The organism is Microbulbifer mixtoriginis (SeqCode) (genome assembly GCF_052466695.1).
This window is the reverse complement of the sequence record NZ_CP174285.1, coordinates 4,228,072-4,245,000: the sequence shown is the minus strand read 5'-3', so window position 1 is coordinate 4,245,000 and position 16,929 is coordinate 4,228,072. Positions and strand designations below refer to the sequence as shown.

Genomic DNA, 16,929 nt, shown 5'->3' with positions numbered 1-16,929 from the left:
AGTCCCTTGAAGCTTGTATAGTGGAAATTTGAGACCATTAAAAGCCCTGCCACGGCGGTTACCAATGCGGCGATCATTGCCAAACCCGCACCGACATCGAGATCGTGGCCAGCCCAAACCATGCTGGCAACAATTGCCGCAGCTGTTGGACTGGCAAGACCAATAAATACCCCTTTATCGACGGTATCTACCTGGGTATTAAATCGGGCCAAGCGCAGGGCGGCGCAAGCCGCATACAAAAATGCGATAGCCCAGCCAAATTTGCCCAAAGAATCCAACCCCCAGCTAAAAGCTACCAGAGCTGGAGCAAGGCCAAAAGAAACCATGTCAGAGAGGGAGTCATATTGCACACCAAAGGCACTTTGAGTGTCGGTCAGACGTGCAACCCGCCCATCCAGGCCATCCAAAACCATAGCCACAAAAATTGCGATCGCGGCAGCCTCAAAGTTACCGCTCATACCGGCAATAATTGCGTAGAAACCGCTAAAAAGGGCTCCGGTGGTGATTAGGTTGGGCAAGAGATAGACACCGCGCGCGCGCACCTTTTTGCCATTCTCTGCAACCTCTTCCTCAATGTGCTCGTCGACGGGCAGACGAATTTCCTCATTCAGACCACTAATTGGGTCTTCGGGCTGCTTATCATCCCCTTGAACGCTCATAGACTCTCCGTTAATGCATTTTGCAGCCAGCGAGTGTACGCCATTGCCCTGTGTGGGCACAGGGCAAAAAAAAACGGCGGGGTATCCCGCCGTCTTTTTAGTTAAACAGTTCTCAACCGTTGCCTTCTGTCCGATCAATAATTTTATTCGCTTTGATCCAGGGCATCATGGCACGAAGCTTGGCACCCACCTGCTCAATTTGATGTTCTGCACCAATGCGGCGCTCAGCCTTTAAGCGCGGCTGTCCAGCGAGAGATTCCAACATAAAGTCCTTTGCGAATTTCCCGGTCTGAATACCCTTCAAAACGCGCTGCATTTCTGCTTTAGTCTCATCGGTAACAATCCGCGGCCCAGTGACATAATCACCGTACTCTGCAGTATTGGAAATAGAATAGCGCATGTCAGCAATACCGCCCTGATACATCAGGTCGACAATCAACTTCAGCTCATGTAGGCACTCGAAATAGGCCATCTCAGGCGCGTAACCGGCCTCAACCAGAGTTTCGAAACCAGCGGTCACCAGGGCGGAAACCCCCCCGCACAATACAGCCTGCTCTCCAAAAAGATCTGTCTCAGTCTCCTCACGGAAATTAGTTTCAATAATTCCAGAACGGCCGCCACCATTTGCACTGGCGTAGGAAAGTGCCAGTTCTTTCGCATTGCCGGAAGCATTCTGATAAACCGCAATCAGAGTTGGCACACCGCCCCCTTCAAGATAAGTGGAGCGTACAGTATGCCCGGGACCTTTTGGCGCAATCATAATGACATCTATATCTGCCGGCGGCTCAATCAGTTCGAAATGCACATTGAACCCGTGAGCAAAGGCGAGTGCCGCACCAGATTTTAAATGGGGGGCCACTTGCTCTTTGTAAATATTGGCTTGGTACTCATCCGGTGCCAGAATCATTACCACATCAGCATCTTTGACCGCACTCTCTACCTCGGCAACACGCAGGCCGGCACTCTCCGCTTTGCTCCAGGAGCCAGAACCCTTGCGCAAACCGACAACAATATTTTCTACACCGGAATCCTTGAGGTTATTGGCGTGGGCATGCCCCTGAGAACCGTAACCGATAATCGCAACATTTTTCCCGCGAATTAAAGAAAGTTCACAATCTTTATCGTAATAAACTTGCATGACTAAATTCCTATTTCCTGCTATCTAAACACTTAATACTTTTTCACCGCGGGCAATTCCAGAAACCCCGGAGCGCACGACTTCCATAATGGTGTGCTCTCCCAATGCCTGTAAAAATGCATCGAGTTTTTGACCGGTACCGGCAACCTGAACCGTGTACATACTGCTGGTAACATCCACTATCTGCCCACGAAAAATATCTACACTTCGTTTGACCTCATCGCGCTGGGCTCCATTGGCGCGCACCTTTACCAGCAATAATTCCCGCTCAATGTGAGAGCCTTCAGTAAGGTCAACCAGCTTCACCACATCAATTAATTTGTTGAGGTTTTTTGTTATCTGCTCGATCTTGTGATCATCACCTATGGTCACCATGGTGAGACGTGACAAAGTGGCGTCTTCTGTAGGCGCCACAGTCAAGCTCTCAATGTTGTAGCCGCGCTGGGAAAACAATCCCACAACTCGGGATAGCGCTCCCGGCTCGTTCTCCATCAAAACCGAAATAATTCTCCGCATTTCCCTAACCCCTATGTCCGTTCGGTTTTGCTCAGCCACATATCACGCATGGAACCACTCGGCATGACTTGCATCGGGTAGACATGCTCAGAGGGATCGACATAAACATCGATAAACACCGTGCGGTCTTTATGCGCAAAGGCCTCCTGCAGTTTTTCATGCAGGTCTTCTCTTCGCTCAATCTTCACACCCAGGTGGCCATAGGCTTCTGCAAGCTTGACGAAGTCCGGCAGAGACTCTTCGTAGACACTGTTGGAAAGGCGCCCTTCGTACTGCATTTCCTGCCACTGCTTCACCATGCCTAGTGCCTGGTTATTGAGACACAGAATCTTAACCGGCAGATGGTATTGAGTAGCGGTGGACAATTCCTGAATACACATCTGGATACTGCCCTCACCGGTCACACAGACAACTTCTTTATCTGGGTGGGCAATCTTCACCCCCAGGGCAGAAGGCAGACCAAAACCCATGGTGCCGAGCCCGCCGGAGTTAATCCAACGGCGCGGCTTGTCGAAATGGTAATACTGGGCGGCAAACATCTGGTGTTGTCCAACATCAGAGGTCACGAAGGCATCGCCCTCGGTGATATCGTAAACCGCACGAATGACCTCCTGCGGCATGATCAGGGCGCCGTCAGTTTTGTATCGCGGAACGGTATAGAGGCCGTGACGTTCACGCCAGTCGTCTATCTGACGCCACCAGTCAACGATTGCTGACTGGTCCGGCTGTTCCTCACTGGATTTAAAGGCTTCCAGCATATCAGCCAGTACTGACTGCACAGTACCAACGATGGGAATATCGGCGACGATGGTTTTGGAAATAGAAGCCGGGTCCACATCAATATGAATAATCTTGGCTCCCGGACAAAATTTGCTGGGAGTATTGGTAACGCGGTCATCGAAACGCGCTCCCACCGCCAGAATGACATCTGCATGATGCATAGCGGTATTAGCCTCGAAGGTGCCATGCATGCCGAGCATACCGAGAAAACGTTTATCGCTACCGGGAAAAGCGCCGAGTCCCATCAAGGTATTGGTCACGGGATAATTCAAATGGCGAGCCAACTCAGTGAGCAGTTCGGAGCCATCCCCCTGAACCACACCACCGCCAGCGTAAATTACCGGTCGCCGCGCCGATAGCAACAACGCCACCGCCTTGCGAATTTGTCCACTGTGGCCCTTGCCCGCCGGCGTATAGGAGCGCATGCGCAGCTTATCCGGGTAGCGATAGGGAAAGCGCTCGGCGGGGTTGGTTACATCCTTGGGTACATCAATCACCACAGGGCCAGGGCGGCCAGTCGTGGCTATATAGAAAGCTTTCTTAACGATCTCGGGAATATCCTCGGCGTTCTTCACCAGGAAACTGTGCTTTACGATTGGCCGCGAGCACCCAACCATATCGGTTTCCTGAAAGGCATCTTCACCGATCTTATCGCTGGGCACCTGACCCGAAATCACCACCATAGGAATCGAATCCATATAGGCGGTCGCAATTCCGGTAATCGCATTCGTGGCCCCTGGACCCGAGGTCACAAGTACAACACCCGCCTTGCCTGTTGAGCGGGCATAGCCGTCTGCAGCGTGAGTAGCACCCTGTTCATGCCGCACCAAAATGTGTTTGATGGACTTCTGCCTAAAGATGGCGTCATAGATATGCAGTGCCGAACCGCCCGGGTAGCCAAAAATCAGATCTACCCCTTCATCCTGCAGCGCGCGAACCAACATATCGCCGCCGGAAAGTAATTCCACTTGAGTCTCCTCAATTCACCTAGTTGGTAGGATAGCCATCACCAAAGAACCGCTAACCGAACGAACAACAAGAATGTTGAACGGCAATTGTAAAGGAAAATGATGACAGATATCAGCCTGTTGCGTGTTTACATGCCGATTTTTAGGATGAGATCATCGCGCGCAGTAAAACACCCAGCCTGAAACCGACACGGCGGTGTCCGAATTGCAGGCTAGCAGGCCTCCAGGGGTAGGGAGAGCCTCTCGGCGGAATTGCGGCGGAGGGGTGGTCCACCTGTGCTAGTGTCCTGGCCGCGGGTGTGCGGAGACGACTACTCGCCGAGGAAACAGTCGATTTTGCCAATCCAACATTGACTGTCAATAGACATGACTGAAAGTGTTAAGAGAGTTACAGGAAAGTCCACTGTTACCGGTACAATATGTCGGGTAAGGAAAGATACAACGATGAGGGGTAATCCGATGCGCATCGCACTCGCAATGCTATTCTCCGGCCTGGCACTGGCCGCTCAAGCCAACGGCATCTACAAGTGGGTGGATGAGAACGGCGTGGTGCACTTTGGGGAGCAGCCACCCAGTAGCACTGAGGTTGAAGTTATAAAGAAGCCGAAGTCGGAGCGCTACAAACAATGGGAAGCGGAACAACAGGCTGCGATAGCTGCAGAAAAAGCCAAACAAGTGGCTGCCAAGCCCACTCCCGAGAGAAAAAATACCACAAAACAAGAAGCCCAAGGCCCCTCAAAAGTGGATGAGCAAGTAGCCCGCGCCCAGGCAGCTGCACGCGCACAACGCTGTGAGTCCTCCCAGAAAAACCTGAAAGCCCTGACTACCCACGCCCGGGTACGTGAAATCGACGAACAGGGCAATCACCGTATGTTGGGAGAAGATGAACGCCAGGAACGCATTACCAAGGAAAAACAGAGTATTCGCGATAACTGCTAAGCCCTAGCTTTTAAAGCTCTTTATAAGGCGTTTCGTTAAACTGCTCCAGGCTGTAACGCTCGGTGTAATAGCCGGGTTCAAACAGCCTATCTGCCCTGGGCACCGTCACCCGCGCAATACTCAGCTGCTTAACCAGATAGGGGCCATCCTGATCGGCATCGCGGATCATCAGACCGTAAAATTCGAAGGGGATCCAGTGGCGCCCTGGAGAAAGCTCAACCGCATATTGGGTGCTGCCAATGGGCGTCTGCTCATCGTTGTAGAGGGAACCACGGAAGTAAAAACGGCCCTGTTGCAATATTTCCACTTCGGCTTCCACTAGTAAATTACCCTCACTGGTAAGCGAGTCTCGCAAGTTGCCGGTATAGCTGCCCGTATCCTCTGACAGTGTAAATGCCGCTGCATCGCGCAGGCCATCGATATCCGTATCCACGATGATCTTATAAATACCCGTTGGCAGCGACTGCCCTTGGTAAGCTCCCGCCTCTATCTCCGCCTCGTAAACCAAGTCCCCGTTACCATCTTCAAAGGTCAGTGAACCCAGCACATGTTGGTCATCCAACACCATCAGGGCGGTCAGGTCCGCTGGTACCTTGACACCATCGCTATCGGTCTGAAAGGCGAAGACACGCACGGTATCACCATACAGATAGAACTTCTGATCAGTCCACAGGGTCAAGGTGTCTCCATTGTCACTGTAGGTAGTGCGCTGGTCTGGGGCATGGGTCTGGGAAATCGGATCCTGCGAAGCGCTCTTGATCGCGCGATTTTCCGGTGGATAGCGGTGAAATTTTGCCAGATCAGAGAGCAGTGACTGGTGCAACTCGGTCTTGACCGGCCGCGCCTGGATCTCCTGCCAAACCTGAACAGATTTATCCTCGACCGGTTTCTCTTCAACCAGCGCTACCTCTTGAAGCTCGGCCCTCTGTGGCTGCGGGGCATGGAGCCCGCCAGCTTCCGCCTTGGCAACAACCGCTGTGGATACTTCCCCACCCTCACCAGTGAACCAATAAGCCACGGCTGCGGCGATAAAGACAATGGATCCCAGGATGGCTAAGCGCCCCTTGAGGCGATTGTTGCTGACGGACATGGGCTAGCTCCCGCAAAAATTACTGAGTACAGGCGGCAATTCGGCCGGCGCTGTTTTTACCAACCCCACAATTCAAACCATCGGGAATGCCATCGTAATCCGGAGACAAAATACCGCCATTGCGCTGAGCATCGTGATCGGTATAAATGCTGGCCAGATTGTAGGAACGAGCCGTACCCTTATTGTCGTTGTCACAGGAGAAGGTGGCACTGCCGTAGGCAATACCCATGAAGGTGTCGTACTGCTTGAGGTTTGACCAGAGGCTTCGTTTGCCGGAACCAGAACAGTTCATCTGGGAAGCGAGATTAATATAACCATCATCTTCACCATTCAACAGTGCCGAGGAAACGCTTTCTGCACCGGGAAAGCCCGCGTAGCCGCCAATGGTGTAGACAGGCGCACCCAGATTAGTGCCCACGTAATTACGCACGGTATAAATATCGTTGGTCTGCATATAGCGCACCGCGGCACACTCCCTGCCAAAGAAGAGGTCATTGATCACCTCGTCATACCAAGTGCCATTACAGATACGATCCACGCCCTCGGTACCGGTGATTGCTCCACCAGTGGTGAAGATCGCAGCCACTCCACTAATCGCACTATCAAAATCCACAGTAACCGCGTTGGCATCACTCAGGCTGGCAACCTGCACTTCCTCAGAAACGGTTTTACAGCTCTTGCTACCCCACCAAGTTGTCGAGCACTTTTTAACATCCTGTACTTCAGTATCTGTGTCGTACTGATTGTAAGCACGGTTGTAGTAAGGTGATCCTTCAACAGCGTTGCCAGCGATATACATCATCTGCGCAGCGCCCTGGCTGTGGGAAATAATCCAGAAGGTATCATCGGCAGAACACTGGTTTTCGTGTTCGAACCTGTCTCCGGCTCCACTGCGGATCTGAATAATTTGCCGTGCAATTTCACCGGAGGTTTTATCGTGCCAGTAGGGCAGCTCACCCTCATCGGTAGAGTTGTACCCCACTACTCCGTAATTGCCGCCGCTGATTAGCAGCTGGTCGATAAAACTGCTGTTTTTATATTCATCGAAATAGGTTTCGCTCCAATAGTCCAGTGCCGGTTGCACTAAACTCCCATCGCTCGCTGTACTGGTTGTATGCCCCTCGACTCCATGTCCATGGACCAGGATGTAGCAGTTCTCGGCTACCGCTGCAGAAGTGCCTACCATCGCAGCAAAAAAAACAGACAGGCCTGCGCCCAGTCGTTTAGACAGTGTCATGGTTATTGACCTTTATAATTTTATAAGTGGATATTTACTGACCGCAGAGTCTCGAGGTATCCGTTTCGCAACACGCTGCAGACCCCTGCAACTTATCTGCTGAGGTGGGTGCCGCAATAGGATTTATGGCGCCACAGGATGATCAAGTGCGCCACATGAGGCGACCGGTTCGTCATAATTCACATTATTGTTTTCTTAGATTGATACGCCTTTGCTATGATCGAATTAACGCCACCCGGACGGCAAAGAGTCATGAGAGACCAGAATAAAAATATGTCCGGCCATGCCGGCGTGCCTAAAATATTTGCACCCTATTTCGTTACAGCTGCTGCGCGGCTGGGTATTCCTATTGGTACTCTAATTGAGCGGCTGCCTTTCGCATTTAGCTGGAATCCCCGCGAGAACGAGCGACTGAGTTACAGCGAGTTCAATGCGCTGATTGAAAACCTGGTAGCACTTTCCCCAGTTTCTTCGCCGGGACTCAGTTTCAGTCGCTTTCCTATTATCTTGTGGCTGGAAGAAACCATTATCGAGGCGCAACCCTCCCTGCGGCGGCCACGGGAAATACTGCGCCCTGCGGAAATTGTTTTATCGCAAACCCTGGCGCCGCTACTAAGATTCGAAACAAGACAAGAAAAAGAATGTGAAGTCCTCACTCTGCAATGGCGCTTAGAATTATTTAGCGAACCGGTAAACCATTTCTTTGCCGAAATGTTAATGGCCCGAATCGCGGAATTATTGCGTACGCTGAACCCCCAGTTTACTGAGGTATGCGGTGTTAAGTTGCGCAGACCAAAACCCGAGGATGATTCTATTTATGCCCGTATATTCCAAAGCCCAGTAGAATTTGACTGCGATACCAACGCCATTATTCTTGGCTCTGAAACACTGGATTTTCCTATCCCCAGCTACCACAAGTTACTGCGTAGCCAGAGCCGAAATGTTTTAAAAACTGTTTTACACAATACGCTATCGAGTTACAACTTAGCCGCGAGCCTGCGCTCATGGCTGGAAAAACACATTCTCCGCGAAGAAGTCACCATTAAACAGGCCGCCGCTCACTTTCGCACCAGCGGCCGCACCCTGCAAAGGAGATTGAAAGAACAGGGAGTTACTTTTCAGGAGCTAAAAGACAGTGTCACCCTGGCCCTGACCAAACGCCTACTGCTGTCCTCCAGTGAATCTGTCGAGAGTATCGCAATAAAGCTGCACTTTGCCGAGCGCGCGGTATTTACCCGCTTCTTTAAAAAACACGAGGGAGTTACTCCCAGTGAGTTCCGCCGTAGTAACACCACAAGGGGTATCCTTGACGCTTAAAAGTATCATGCGCGAGGCCATTAATTGCCCTGCACTTGTGCCCTTATCTTTTCGTAATCCCGCCCCAAATAAAGATACATGGCAGGCACCACAAAAAGGGTAAACAATGTGCCAATCGTCATACCCGAGGCGACGACCAGCCCCATGGCAAAACGGGCCCCACCACCGGGCCCTGAAGCAATCAACAGTGGCACCATTGCCAGCACCAGTGATGCCGTTGTCATCAATACCGGCCGCAGACGAATAGAAGTAGCCTCCTCTATAGCGGTACGCTTATCCACTCCCCCCATTTGTAATTTATTGGCAAACTCCACAATTAGAATTCCATGCTTGGAGATAACGCCGATTAGAGTCACCAGTCCCACCTGGGTGTAGATATTAAGTGTGGTTAGACCCAGGCTTACAAAGATCATAGCGCCGCACACACTCATCGGGACAGTCACTAACATAATGAGAGGGTCGCGCCAGGACTCAAACTGGGCCGCCAGCACCAGATAAATTACTATCAGTGCGAAGAAAAAAGTTATGACCAATTCAGAACCTTCCGTTTTGAATTGACGGGATTGACCGGAGTAGTCCACAGAATACTCGGCTGGCAGTATTTGCCTCGCCGCATTTTCCAAAACGTCCAACGCTTCACCTAGGGTGACACCTGGGCGCGGCACTCCGGATATCGTAACCGCATTAAGTTGCTGGAAGCGTTTTAATTGCTGTGGTTCAACGATTTGGCGTAGATTAATCAGAGTATTAATAGGAACCAGGTCCCCGTTAATCGCCCGGATATAATATTGCTTCAACTGGGCAGGAGTCAGGCGATCAACTCGCTCGACCTGGGGGATCACCTTATAACTACGATTATCGAGTGAAAAGCGATTAACATAAGCACCGGAAAGCATTGCCCCCAAGTCACGACTAAGGTTCACCATATCCACCCCCATAGTCGCAGCCTTCTCTCGGTCTATTTCAATAACGACCTTAGGCTTATCAATTTTCAGATCGGAGTCCAGAAAAATGAACTTCCTGCTTTGCAAGGCCTTTGCCATGATCTCACTGGCAACATCGGCGAGATTCTCCACTGGCTCTGTTGCCCCGATAACAAATTCCACCGGCAGTTGACCACCTGCAGTGGGCAAGCTCGGCGGCACAACCACAGCCACTTTAAGACCAGCGATGTTGCGCACATCCTCACTGATTAGTTCCTGCATTTGTGCAGTGTCACGTTTACGCTTTTCCCAGGGCCCTAATACAAAGCCCGCCGTAGCATTATTGACACCACTGCTAAAAGTACCGGCGCCATTGAGCAGGAAAATATTTTCCACCTCAGTATAGAGATCAGCAATATCCACCAACTCCCCTGTATATTGCTCAACATAATCCAGTGTGGCATAAGCATCTGCTGTGGATATAGTGAGGACCAAACCCCGATCTTCTGTAGGCTCCAGCTCCTGCGGTGAAGTAATAAAAAGAAAATAACAGCTCACCAAAACAATCAAACCGAAAAGCAAAATAACGCTGCGTTCCTCTAATGCGTTGTGCAAGCGCTTTTCAAAACCCTTCTGTAAATTCGCAAAGCGCCGCTCCAACCAGGCCTCCAAGCGTGTCCCCCCACCGTCACGCGGCTTCAGTATCCTAGAAGCCATCATTGGTGAAAGTGTTAGCGCGACCACACCCGATAGCAGCACGGCACCGGCGAGAGAAAACGCAAACTCGATAAACAGAGTTCCGGTAAGGCCACCGAGAAAGCCAATAGGAATATACACGGCGATCAAAGTGGTAGTCATGGCTACTACTGGCCATGCTAGTTCTCGAGCCCCTACAATGGCTGCTTCGCGAGGCGTGAGCCCCTCTTCAATATGGCGGTGCACATTTTCCAAAACGATAATCGCATCATCCACGACTATGCCAATAGCCAGCACCATACTTAACAGAGTTAGCAAGTTGATGGAAAAGCCCATCAACAGTATCAGAAACATTGCACCCACTAGGGAAAGAGGAAGCGCGATGGCAGGAATCAAAACACTGCGCAAAGACCCCAGAAACAGGTAGATGACCACGATAACGATGATCACTGCCTCGACAATGGTACGCACCACCTCAGAAATAGAGTCCTGAATATACTCAGTACTGTCATAGGGAATTTCTCCCTGCATCCCCTCCGGTAGCTGGGGAAAAATTTCACTCTCCAGCTTTTCCCGTACATGTTTGATAACATCCAAGGAGTTTGCATTGGGGGCGACTTCAATAGCAATAAAAGTGGCAGATTGCCCGTTAAATGTCACCGAGCTATCGTAAGTCTCCGCTCCCAACTCAATATCCGCTACATCTCTAAGTCTTACCAATTGATCGCCGCTCGCACGCACCACCAGATTTTGAAAATCCACTTGGCGGGAAATATCCGTGTCTGCACGTATTTCTATAGCTACTCTAGAGCCCTTGGTAGCCCCCGCTGCAGAAAGGATATTGTTATTACGCAGGGCATTGGCTACGTCTTCAGGTGTCACCTCCAACGCAGCCATTTCTTTAGGCTTCAACCAGGCGCGCATAGCAAAAGTACTGTCCCCAAGCAAACGTGCACGCTGTACGCCGGCTATAGTGGCCAGCTTGGGCTGCACAACCCGAACTAAGTAATCGGTAATTTGATTGTTAGCGAGGATCTCCGAGGAAAAAGAAAGGTACATGGCAGCGGTTGTTTCCCCCTGCTGCATCTCCACACTGGAATCCTCAGACTCTTCGGGCAAGTCGCTGCGCAATTTATTTACCTTGGCAACAATTTGAGTCAGCACCTCGTTGGGGTCGTAATCAAATCGTACATAGGCATTGATGGTCGAGAGCCCCTGTACGCTGGTAGATACCATGTAATCTATGCCATCCGCCGTTGCAATCTCCTGTTCAAGCGGCGTGGTAATAAATCCCTGTACAAGATCGGAGTCTGCTCCCACATAGATAGTAGTGACTGTAATAACTGCATTCTCCAGTTCCGGATACTGGCGAATATTTAATTCAGTTATTGAGCGCAAACCCAGTAGAAAAATAAATAAACTGACTACTGAAGCTAATACCGGTTTACGAATAAATATTTCTGTAAAATTCACCGCAACACCCAGTAGAAATTAACTGTTTTCAGGAGTGGGAGATGGGTCCTCTGGCGGCTTGTTCTCATTGTTGATTACCGCAGCCTCACCGTTGCGCAATTTGAGCAAGCCGCTGCTGGCCACCTCATCGCCCTGTAGCAATCCTTCTACAATTTCCACCAGATCACCGCGCTCCTCCCCGGTTTTAACAAAACGTTTGTTTGCGGTGATACTGTTATCAGAGGCATCCGTTTCCAACACAAAGACCGATACGCCATAGGGAGCAAACAACAGGGCCGTTCGGGGGACCGAAAGTACTCGACGGCTGGCTTCAATTTTTACAGAAACCTGGGCAAACATACCTGGGCGCAGGTGCTTCTTGGGGTTTTCGAGCGTAGCCTGTATCAGGAAATTGCGGCTGGCCCTATCTACTCTGGGGTCTACCGCGGTAATTCTCCCCAGATAGGTTTTACCGGGAAAAGCATCGGTAGTCAGGCTGATTGGCATCCCCTCCTTAACCAGAGAGTATTTCTGCTCTGGCAGGGAAAAGTCGACAAAGATAGGCGTGAGCTGTTGAAGAGTGACTACCGCGTCCCCGGGGCTAACATTCTGCCCAAGATCAATACGGCGTATTCCTAGAACACCATTAAAAGGCGCCAGCACTCTACGCTGATCCACCCTGGCGCGCTGTACCTCGATATTGGCCACTACCTGATCCAAGGTGCTACGTGCACTATCGAGCTCTGCTTCGGTGGTCACACCACGCGCGGTAAGCGTTTTAATTCGTGCATAATTGCGCCTTGCCAAACGCAGCTCAGCATCCAGAACCTGCAGCTGTGCTTTCTCCGGCTCGGCGAATATTTCCACGAGAAGGTCGCCTTTGTGTACATACTGGCCGGACTTGAAGTGGATAGCACTAACCACACCCTCGGCCTCTGTCGTAACCTCAACACCATTGACGGCACGGACTGTACCAACCCCGCTTAAATCCTCTGGCCAATTTTGCACCTGCGCCTTCGCCGAGGTCACTGTAGGAGCCGGCAAACGCATATTGTCCAGAAATTGATTCACCATGCGCTGGGCAATAAATTTATACGCAAAAATACCGCCAAAAAGTACCAGGCACCCGAGCAGCATTAGCACCATGCGTTTACTGATAATTTACCCCCGATCATTCACAACAATGCCGCGGATCAACAAGACGGGAAGTCTGACTCTGGGAGCCACCAACTGAACAGACCACCAGATTTAGTTTATAAAGAAAATCCCGTGCGTATTGTTAGACTCTCATTGGATTAGCCTGAAATGATATTTGAACGCCATGGAAGGGACGGAAGTGACGATAATGGTGGAAAGATAGGTACCTGCACCCAATTTTTGAGCGAAATAAAGAAGGAGGAAGAAAACGAAATATCCTACTCTAAGAGTCGATGAAACAGATGTATAACTACCTGTTTCATCGACAGACAAACGAATAATACCGACTAGCGGAATACCGCCCGATCACCCTCGACATCCGCGTGGATAGTGGTGCCGGGAGTAAATTTACCTGCGAGCACATCTTGCGCCAGTGGGTTTTCCAGCCAGATTTGTATCGCCCGTTTCAGTGGCCGCGCGCCATAGACTGGATCAAAGCCCACCTCAGCAAGCTTATTCAACAGGCCCTCGGAAACCTCCAGCTTCAGATCACGCTCGCTCAGACGGCGGCACAATTGTCGCAACTGAATTTCCGCAATGGAGCGCACTTCCGCCTTATCCAGCGGGTGGAATACCACTACCTCATCAATACGGTTAATAAATTCTGGGCGGAAGTGATTGCCCACCACTTCCATCACCGCATTTTTCATCTGTCGATAACGAATTTCGGCATCCAGGTCATCACCACTCTCGGCGCTGGCAAATTTTTGGATCAGGTCCGACCCCAAGTTGGAAGTCATCACTACAACAGTATTGCGAAAGTCCACGGTACGACCCTGGCCATCGGTCAAGCGACCATCATCCAGCACCTGCAGCAGGATATTGAATACATCCGGATGTGCCTTTTCCACTTCATCGAGCAATACCACCGAGTAGGGTTTACGACGCACTGCCTCAGTCAGGTAGCCGCCCTCCTCGTAACCCACATACCCCGGAGGTGCGCCTATCAGGCGGGCCACTGAGTGCTTTTCCATAAATTCCGACATATCGATGCGCACCATGGCATCTTCGGTGTCGAAGAGAAATTGTGCCAGCGCCTTACAGAGCTCAGTTTTACCAACTCCGGTGGGGCCCAGAAATAGGAAAGAGCCGTTGGGGCGATTAGGATCGGCGAGACCCGCGCGGGAGCGCCGCACCGCATTGGCGACAGCTTCCACCGCTTCACCCTGGCCTATAACACGTTTGTGAAGCTCGCCTTCCATACGCAGCAATTTTTCCCGCTCGCCCTCCAGCATTTTGGAAACCGGGATACCTGTCCAGCGAGAAACAACTTCGGCCACTTCTTCATCGGTCACCCGATTGCGCAACAGGCGCGGCTCTTCACTAGCCTCATGGGTTGCAGCAGACTTCAACTGCTGTTCCAGCTGTGGGATAACACCGTACTGCAGCTCCGACATTCGGGTTAAGTCACCGGCGCGGCGCGCCGATTCCATATCCAACTTGGCCTGTTCCAGTTTCTCTTTCAGGTCGTGGCTACCCGCAAGCTGGGATTTCTCCGCTTTCCAAACTTCCTCGAGATCGGAGTATTCCTTTTCCAGCTGGTGAATTTCCTCCTCCAACTTGGCTAAGCGCTTCTGTGTGGCCTCGTCATCTTTATCTTTTTTGACTGCCTCGCGTTCGATTTTAAGTTGGATTAAACGGCGCTCCAGTTTATCCATCGATTCCGGCTTGGAATCTATTTCCATGCGGATACGACTAGCCGCTTCATCGATCAGGTCGATGGCTTTGTCCGGCAGCTGACGATCGGTAATATAACGCTGGGACAATTTGGTGGCAGCAATGATGGCCGAGTCGGTGATATCCACACCGTGGTGCACTTCGTAGCGTTCTTTTAATCCCCGCAATATGGCAATGGTATCTTCCTCGGTGGGCTCATCCACCAGTACCTTTTGGAAGCGACGTTCAAGGGCCGCATCTTTCTCGATGTACTGGCGATATTCATCCAGGGTTGTGGCGCCAACACAGTGCAACTCACCGCGCGCTAGAGCCGGCTTAAGCATATTACCGGCATCCATAGCACCCTCAGCTTTGCCAGCCCCCACCATGGTGTGCAGCTCATCAATAAACAGAATGATCCGCCCTTCCTGCTTGGAAAGCTCATTGAGAACAGCTTTTAAGCGCTCTTCAAATTCTCCACGGAACTTGGCGCCGGCTAGTAGAGCGCCCAAGTCCAATGACAACAGACGCTTGTCTTTGAGGCCCTCGGGAACCTCACCGTTCACAATTCTCTGAGCGAGCCCCTCGACAATCGCGGTTTTTCCCACACCGGGTTCACCGATCAGTACCGGGTTGTTTTTAGTGCGACGCTGCAATACCTGTATCGTACGACGAATTTCATCGTCGCGACCAATCACCGGGTCCAACTTGCCGGCTATTGCGCGCTCGGTCAGATCTAAGGTGTACTTGTCTAGTGCCTGGCGTGCCTCTTCCGCATTGGGATCGTCAATTTTTTCATCACCACGCACTTTTTGTATCGCTGCCTCTAATTGTTTTAAGTCGCCATTGGCATTGAGTATTTTGGCAATTTCCCCTGCAGCAGAATCAAACGCAGCGAGTAAAACTGTCTCACTGGAAATAAAACTATCACCATTTTTTTGCGCTTTTTTATCCGTGAGGTTCATCAGGCGCATCAGCTCCTGCGACATACCTACGTCCCCAGTGGGGGAGCTGATAGTTGGCAGGTTATCCAGCCTTTTAGCCAGGTCATTGCGCAGACCATTTAGATTAAATCCGGCCTGCGACAAAAATGCAGGCACACTGCCGTTATTTTGGTTGAGCAGCGCAAGCAATAGGTGCTCTGGATAAATTTGGTTGTGATCTCTGCCAACGGCCAGAGATTGTGCATCGGCAAAAGCTGCCTGCAGCGGGTTTGTCATTCTGTCTATACGCATGAATGCAACCTCTCCTACTCGGGGATTTTGTGTAGTACTGGGTCGATAGCAGCCAAGCGGCGCCACGCTTCAGTGTAGTGTTGGGAAATAAAATAGGGGCGGGAGGAAGGTTTTCAATGATTTAAATCAATTGGTGGGAATTCCTGACGTAAATCATTAATGCGCAAAATATTTTTTCTTAAATCTAGTTTTAAATCCCCACCTGAAGCTTGATTTTTGCAAGTAAGGCCCCAATAGATAGAAAGCACAGCAAAAATCACTCGCCTTCCTTTACTGTGTTCTCAGCTTTCATCATCCGCCAACCAGATTAATGAAGCCATTCGTCCGGTAGTTCTTTCCCTGCGGTAAGAAAAAAAACGTTCGGCTTCATTCACTGTACAATATTCTCCCCCGTAAATATTTTCTACGCCAAGTTCAGCCAATTCAGCTCGCGCCAGAGCATAGATATCAGCAAGAAAGTGCAAGGGTTTCTTACTGTGGGGACGGAAACACTGAGCAATCGCCTCGGTATGCATGCCACTTTGCGCATGCTCGAAAAAGGCTTCTAAAACATCGACGCCCGTTTCAAAAGCTTCGGGGCCAATCGCAGGCCCCAGCCAGACTAGTAATTCTTTTGGGTCGCAATCAAGCGCAGTAACCGTGTTACGCAAAATGCCCTCGGCCAAACCGCGCCATCCCCCATGTGCTGCAGCTACCCTGGTGCCCGTCTTGTCGCAGATAAGCACCGGCAGACAGTCGGCTGTAAGAACCGCGCAAGCAGCGCCACCGCCAAGGTTAAAGCTGGCATCAGCGGTACGCACAAGCCCATCGCTCTGTGCCTCAATGACCTTGTCACTATGAATCTGCTCCAGCCACTGAGGCACCGCCGGCAGCTTCAATTCCTCCGACAACTGCTGCCGGTTGGCCATTACTGCAGGTTCCACATCCCCCACATGGGCGCCAAGATTGAAGCTGCTAAAAACTCCGGTGCTAGCACCGCCATTGCGCAAGGTAGTGACGGCACGCACCCTGGCTGGCGCCGGCCAAGAGGGAGTCAGGTAATGATCGAGGGACATAGTTTTTCTGCTTTATATCGATGTTGCGGAGCGGGCCGTGACTGCACACTCCACCTCAAGTGAAGATATAG

13 protein-coding genes (1 of these 13 only partly in view) are annotated in these 16,929 nt (G+C 51.1%); 2 read left to right on the top strand and 11 right to left on the bottom strand.

Annotated features, from left to right (window positions below):
* From pssA to ACJJI0_RS18560, 4 genes are all read right to left on the bottom strand, one after another.
* Nucleotides 1–659, bottom strand: the 5' portion of a protein-coding gene (pssA, locus tag ACJJI0_RS18575) for a CDP-diacylglycerol--serine O-phosphatidyltransferase (RefSeq protein WP_252084473.1). It extends 217 nt beyond the left edge of the window; the window shows 659 of its 876 coding nt (coding positions 1–659); it begins with the start codon at nucleotides 657–659; the stop codon falls past the left edge of the window.
* A 112-nt stretch (nucleotides 660–771) separates the two neighbouring features.
* Nucleotides 772–1,797 (bottom strand): ketol-acid reductoisomerase, encoded by a 1,026-nt coding sequence (gene ilvC, locus ACJJI0_RS18570; RefSeq protein ID WP_444883733.1) that lies wholly within the window; start codon nucleotides 1,795–1,797, stop codon nucleotides 772–774.
* A gap of 24 nt (nucleotides 1,798–1,821) precedes the next feature.
* The gene (ilvN, locus tag ACJJI0_RS18565) at nucleotides 1,822–2,313 is read right to left on the bottom strand and encodes an acetolactate synthase small subunit (protein WP_252084471.1); all 492 of its coding nucleotides are present in this window, start codon (nucleotides 2,311–2,313) and stop codon (nucleotides 1,822–1,824) included.
* An 11-nt stretch (nucleotides 2,314–2,324) separates the two neighbouring features.
* Nucleotides 2,325–4,061: an acetolactate synthase 3 large subunit gene (locus ACJJI0_RS18560; protein ID WP_444883732.1), complete on the bottom strand. Its 1,737-nt coding sequence runs from the start codon at nucleotides 4,059–4,061 to the stop codon at nucleotides 2,325–2,327.
* A 459-nt stretch (nucleotides 4,062–4,520) separates the two neighbouring features.
* Here ACJJI0_RS18560 and ACJJI0_RS18555 point away from each other — a divergent pair, with 459 nt between their 5' ends.
* A complete protein-coding gene (locus ACJJI0_RS18555) occupies nucleotides 4,521–5,000 on the top strand; it encodes a DUF4124 domain-containing protein (protein WP_444883731.1) in 480 nt (159 codons plus the stop codon).
* A gap of 10 nt (nucleotides 5,001–5,010) precedes the next feature.
* Here the strand turns inward: ACJJI0_RS18555 and ACJJI0_RS18550 are convergent, their stop codons facing one another.
* Together ACJJI0_RS18550 and ACJJI0_RS18545 are read right to left on the bottom strand one after the other, a co-directional pair.
* A complete protein-coding gene (locus ACJJI0_RS18550) occupies nucleotides 5,011–6,090 on the bottom strand; it encodes a DUF4785 family immunoglobulin-like domain-containing protein (RefSeq protein ID WP_444883730.1) in 1,080 nt (359 codons plus the stop codon).
* Between the two features lie 19 nt (nucleotides 6,091–6,109).
* A complete protein-coding gene (locus ACJJI0_RS18545; protein ID WP_444883729.1) occupies nucleotides 6,110–7,327 on the bottom strand; it encodes a hypothetical protein in 1,218 nt (405 codons plus the stop codon).
* A 252-nt stretch (nucleotides 7,328–7,579) separates the two neighbouring features.
* Here ACJJI0_RS18545 and ACJJI0_RS18540 point away from each other — a divergent pair, with 252 nt between their 5' ends.
* Nucleotides 7,580–8,644, top strand: a complete 1,065-nt coding sequence (locus ACJJI0_RS18540; RefSeq protein WP_444883728.1) for an AraC family transcriptional regulator — start codon at nucleotides 7,580–7,582, stop codon at nucleotides 8,642–8,644.
* Between the two features lie 20 nt (nucleotides 8,645–8,664).
* On the opposite strand, the gene ACJJI0_RS18535 is transcribed toward ACJJI0_RS18540, so the two are convergent.
* The 5 genes from ACJJI0_RS18535 to pgeF all read right to left on the bottom strand — a co-directional run bounded on the left by ACJJI0_RS18535 (nucleotide 8,665) and on the right by pgeF (nucleotide 16,858).
* On the bottom strand, nucleotides 8,665–11,736 hold the full coding sequence (locus ACJJI0_RS18535; protein WP_444883727.1) for an efflux RND transporter permease subunit: 3,072 nt from the start codon (nucleotides 11,734–11,736) through the stop codon (nucleotides 8,665–8,667).
* An 18-nt stretch (nucleotides 11,737–11,754) separates the two neighbouring features.
* Nucleotides 11,755–12,852 (bottom strand): efflux RND transporter periplasmic adaptor subunit, encoded by a 1,098-nt coding sequence (locus ACJJI0_RS18530; RefSeq protein WP_444883726.1) that lies wholly within the window; start codon nucleotides 12,850–12,852, stop codon nucleotides 11,755–11,757.
* Nucleotides 12,853–13,199: 347 nt separating this feature from the next.
* Complete coding sequence (gene clpB / locus ACJJI0_RS18525) at nucleotides 13,200–15,803, bottom strand: ATP-dependent chaperone ClpB (RefSeq protein ID WP_444883725.1); 2,604 nt, start codon at nucleotides 15,801–15,803, stop codon at nucleotides 13,200–13,202.
* A gap of 113 nt (nucleotides 15,804–15,916) precedes the next feature.
* Nucleotides 15,917–16,063: a hypothetical protein gene (locus ACJJI0_RS18520; protein WP_444883724.1), complete on the bottom strand. Its 147-nt coding sequence runs from the start codon at nucleotides 16,061–16,063 to the stop codon at nucleotides 15,917–15,919.
* A gap of 21 nt (nucleotides 16,064–16,084) precedes the next feature.
* Complete coding sequence (gene pgeF, locus ACJJI0_RS18515; RefSeq protein WP_444883723.1) at nucleotides 16,085–16,858, bottom strand: peptidoglycan editing factor PgeF; 774 nt, start codon at nucleotides 16,856–16,858, stop codon at nucleotides 16,085–16,087.
* Between the last annotated feature and the right edge of the window lie 71 nt (nucleotides 16,859–16,929).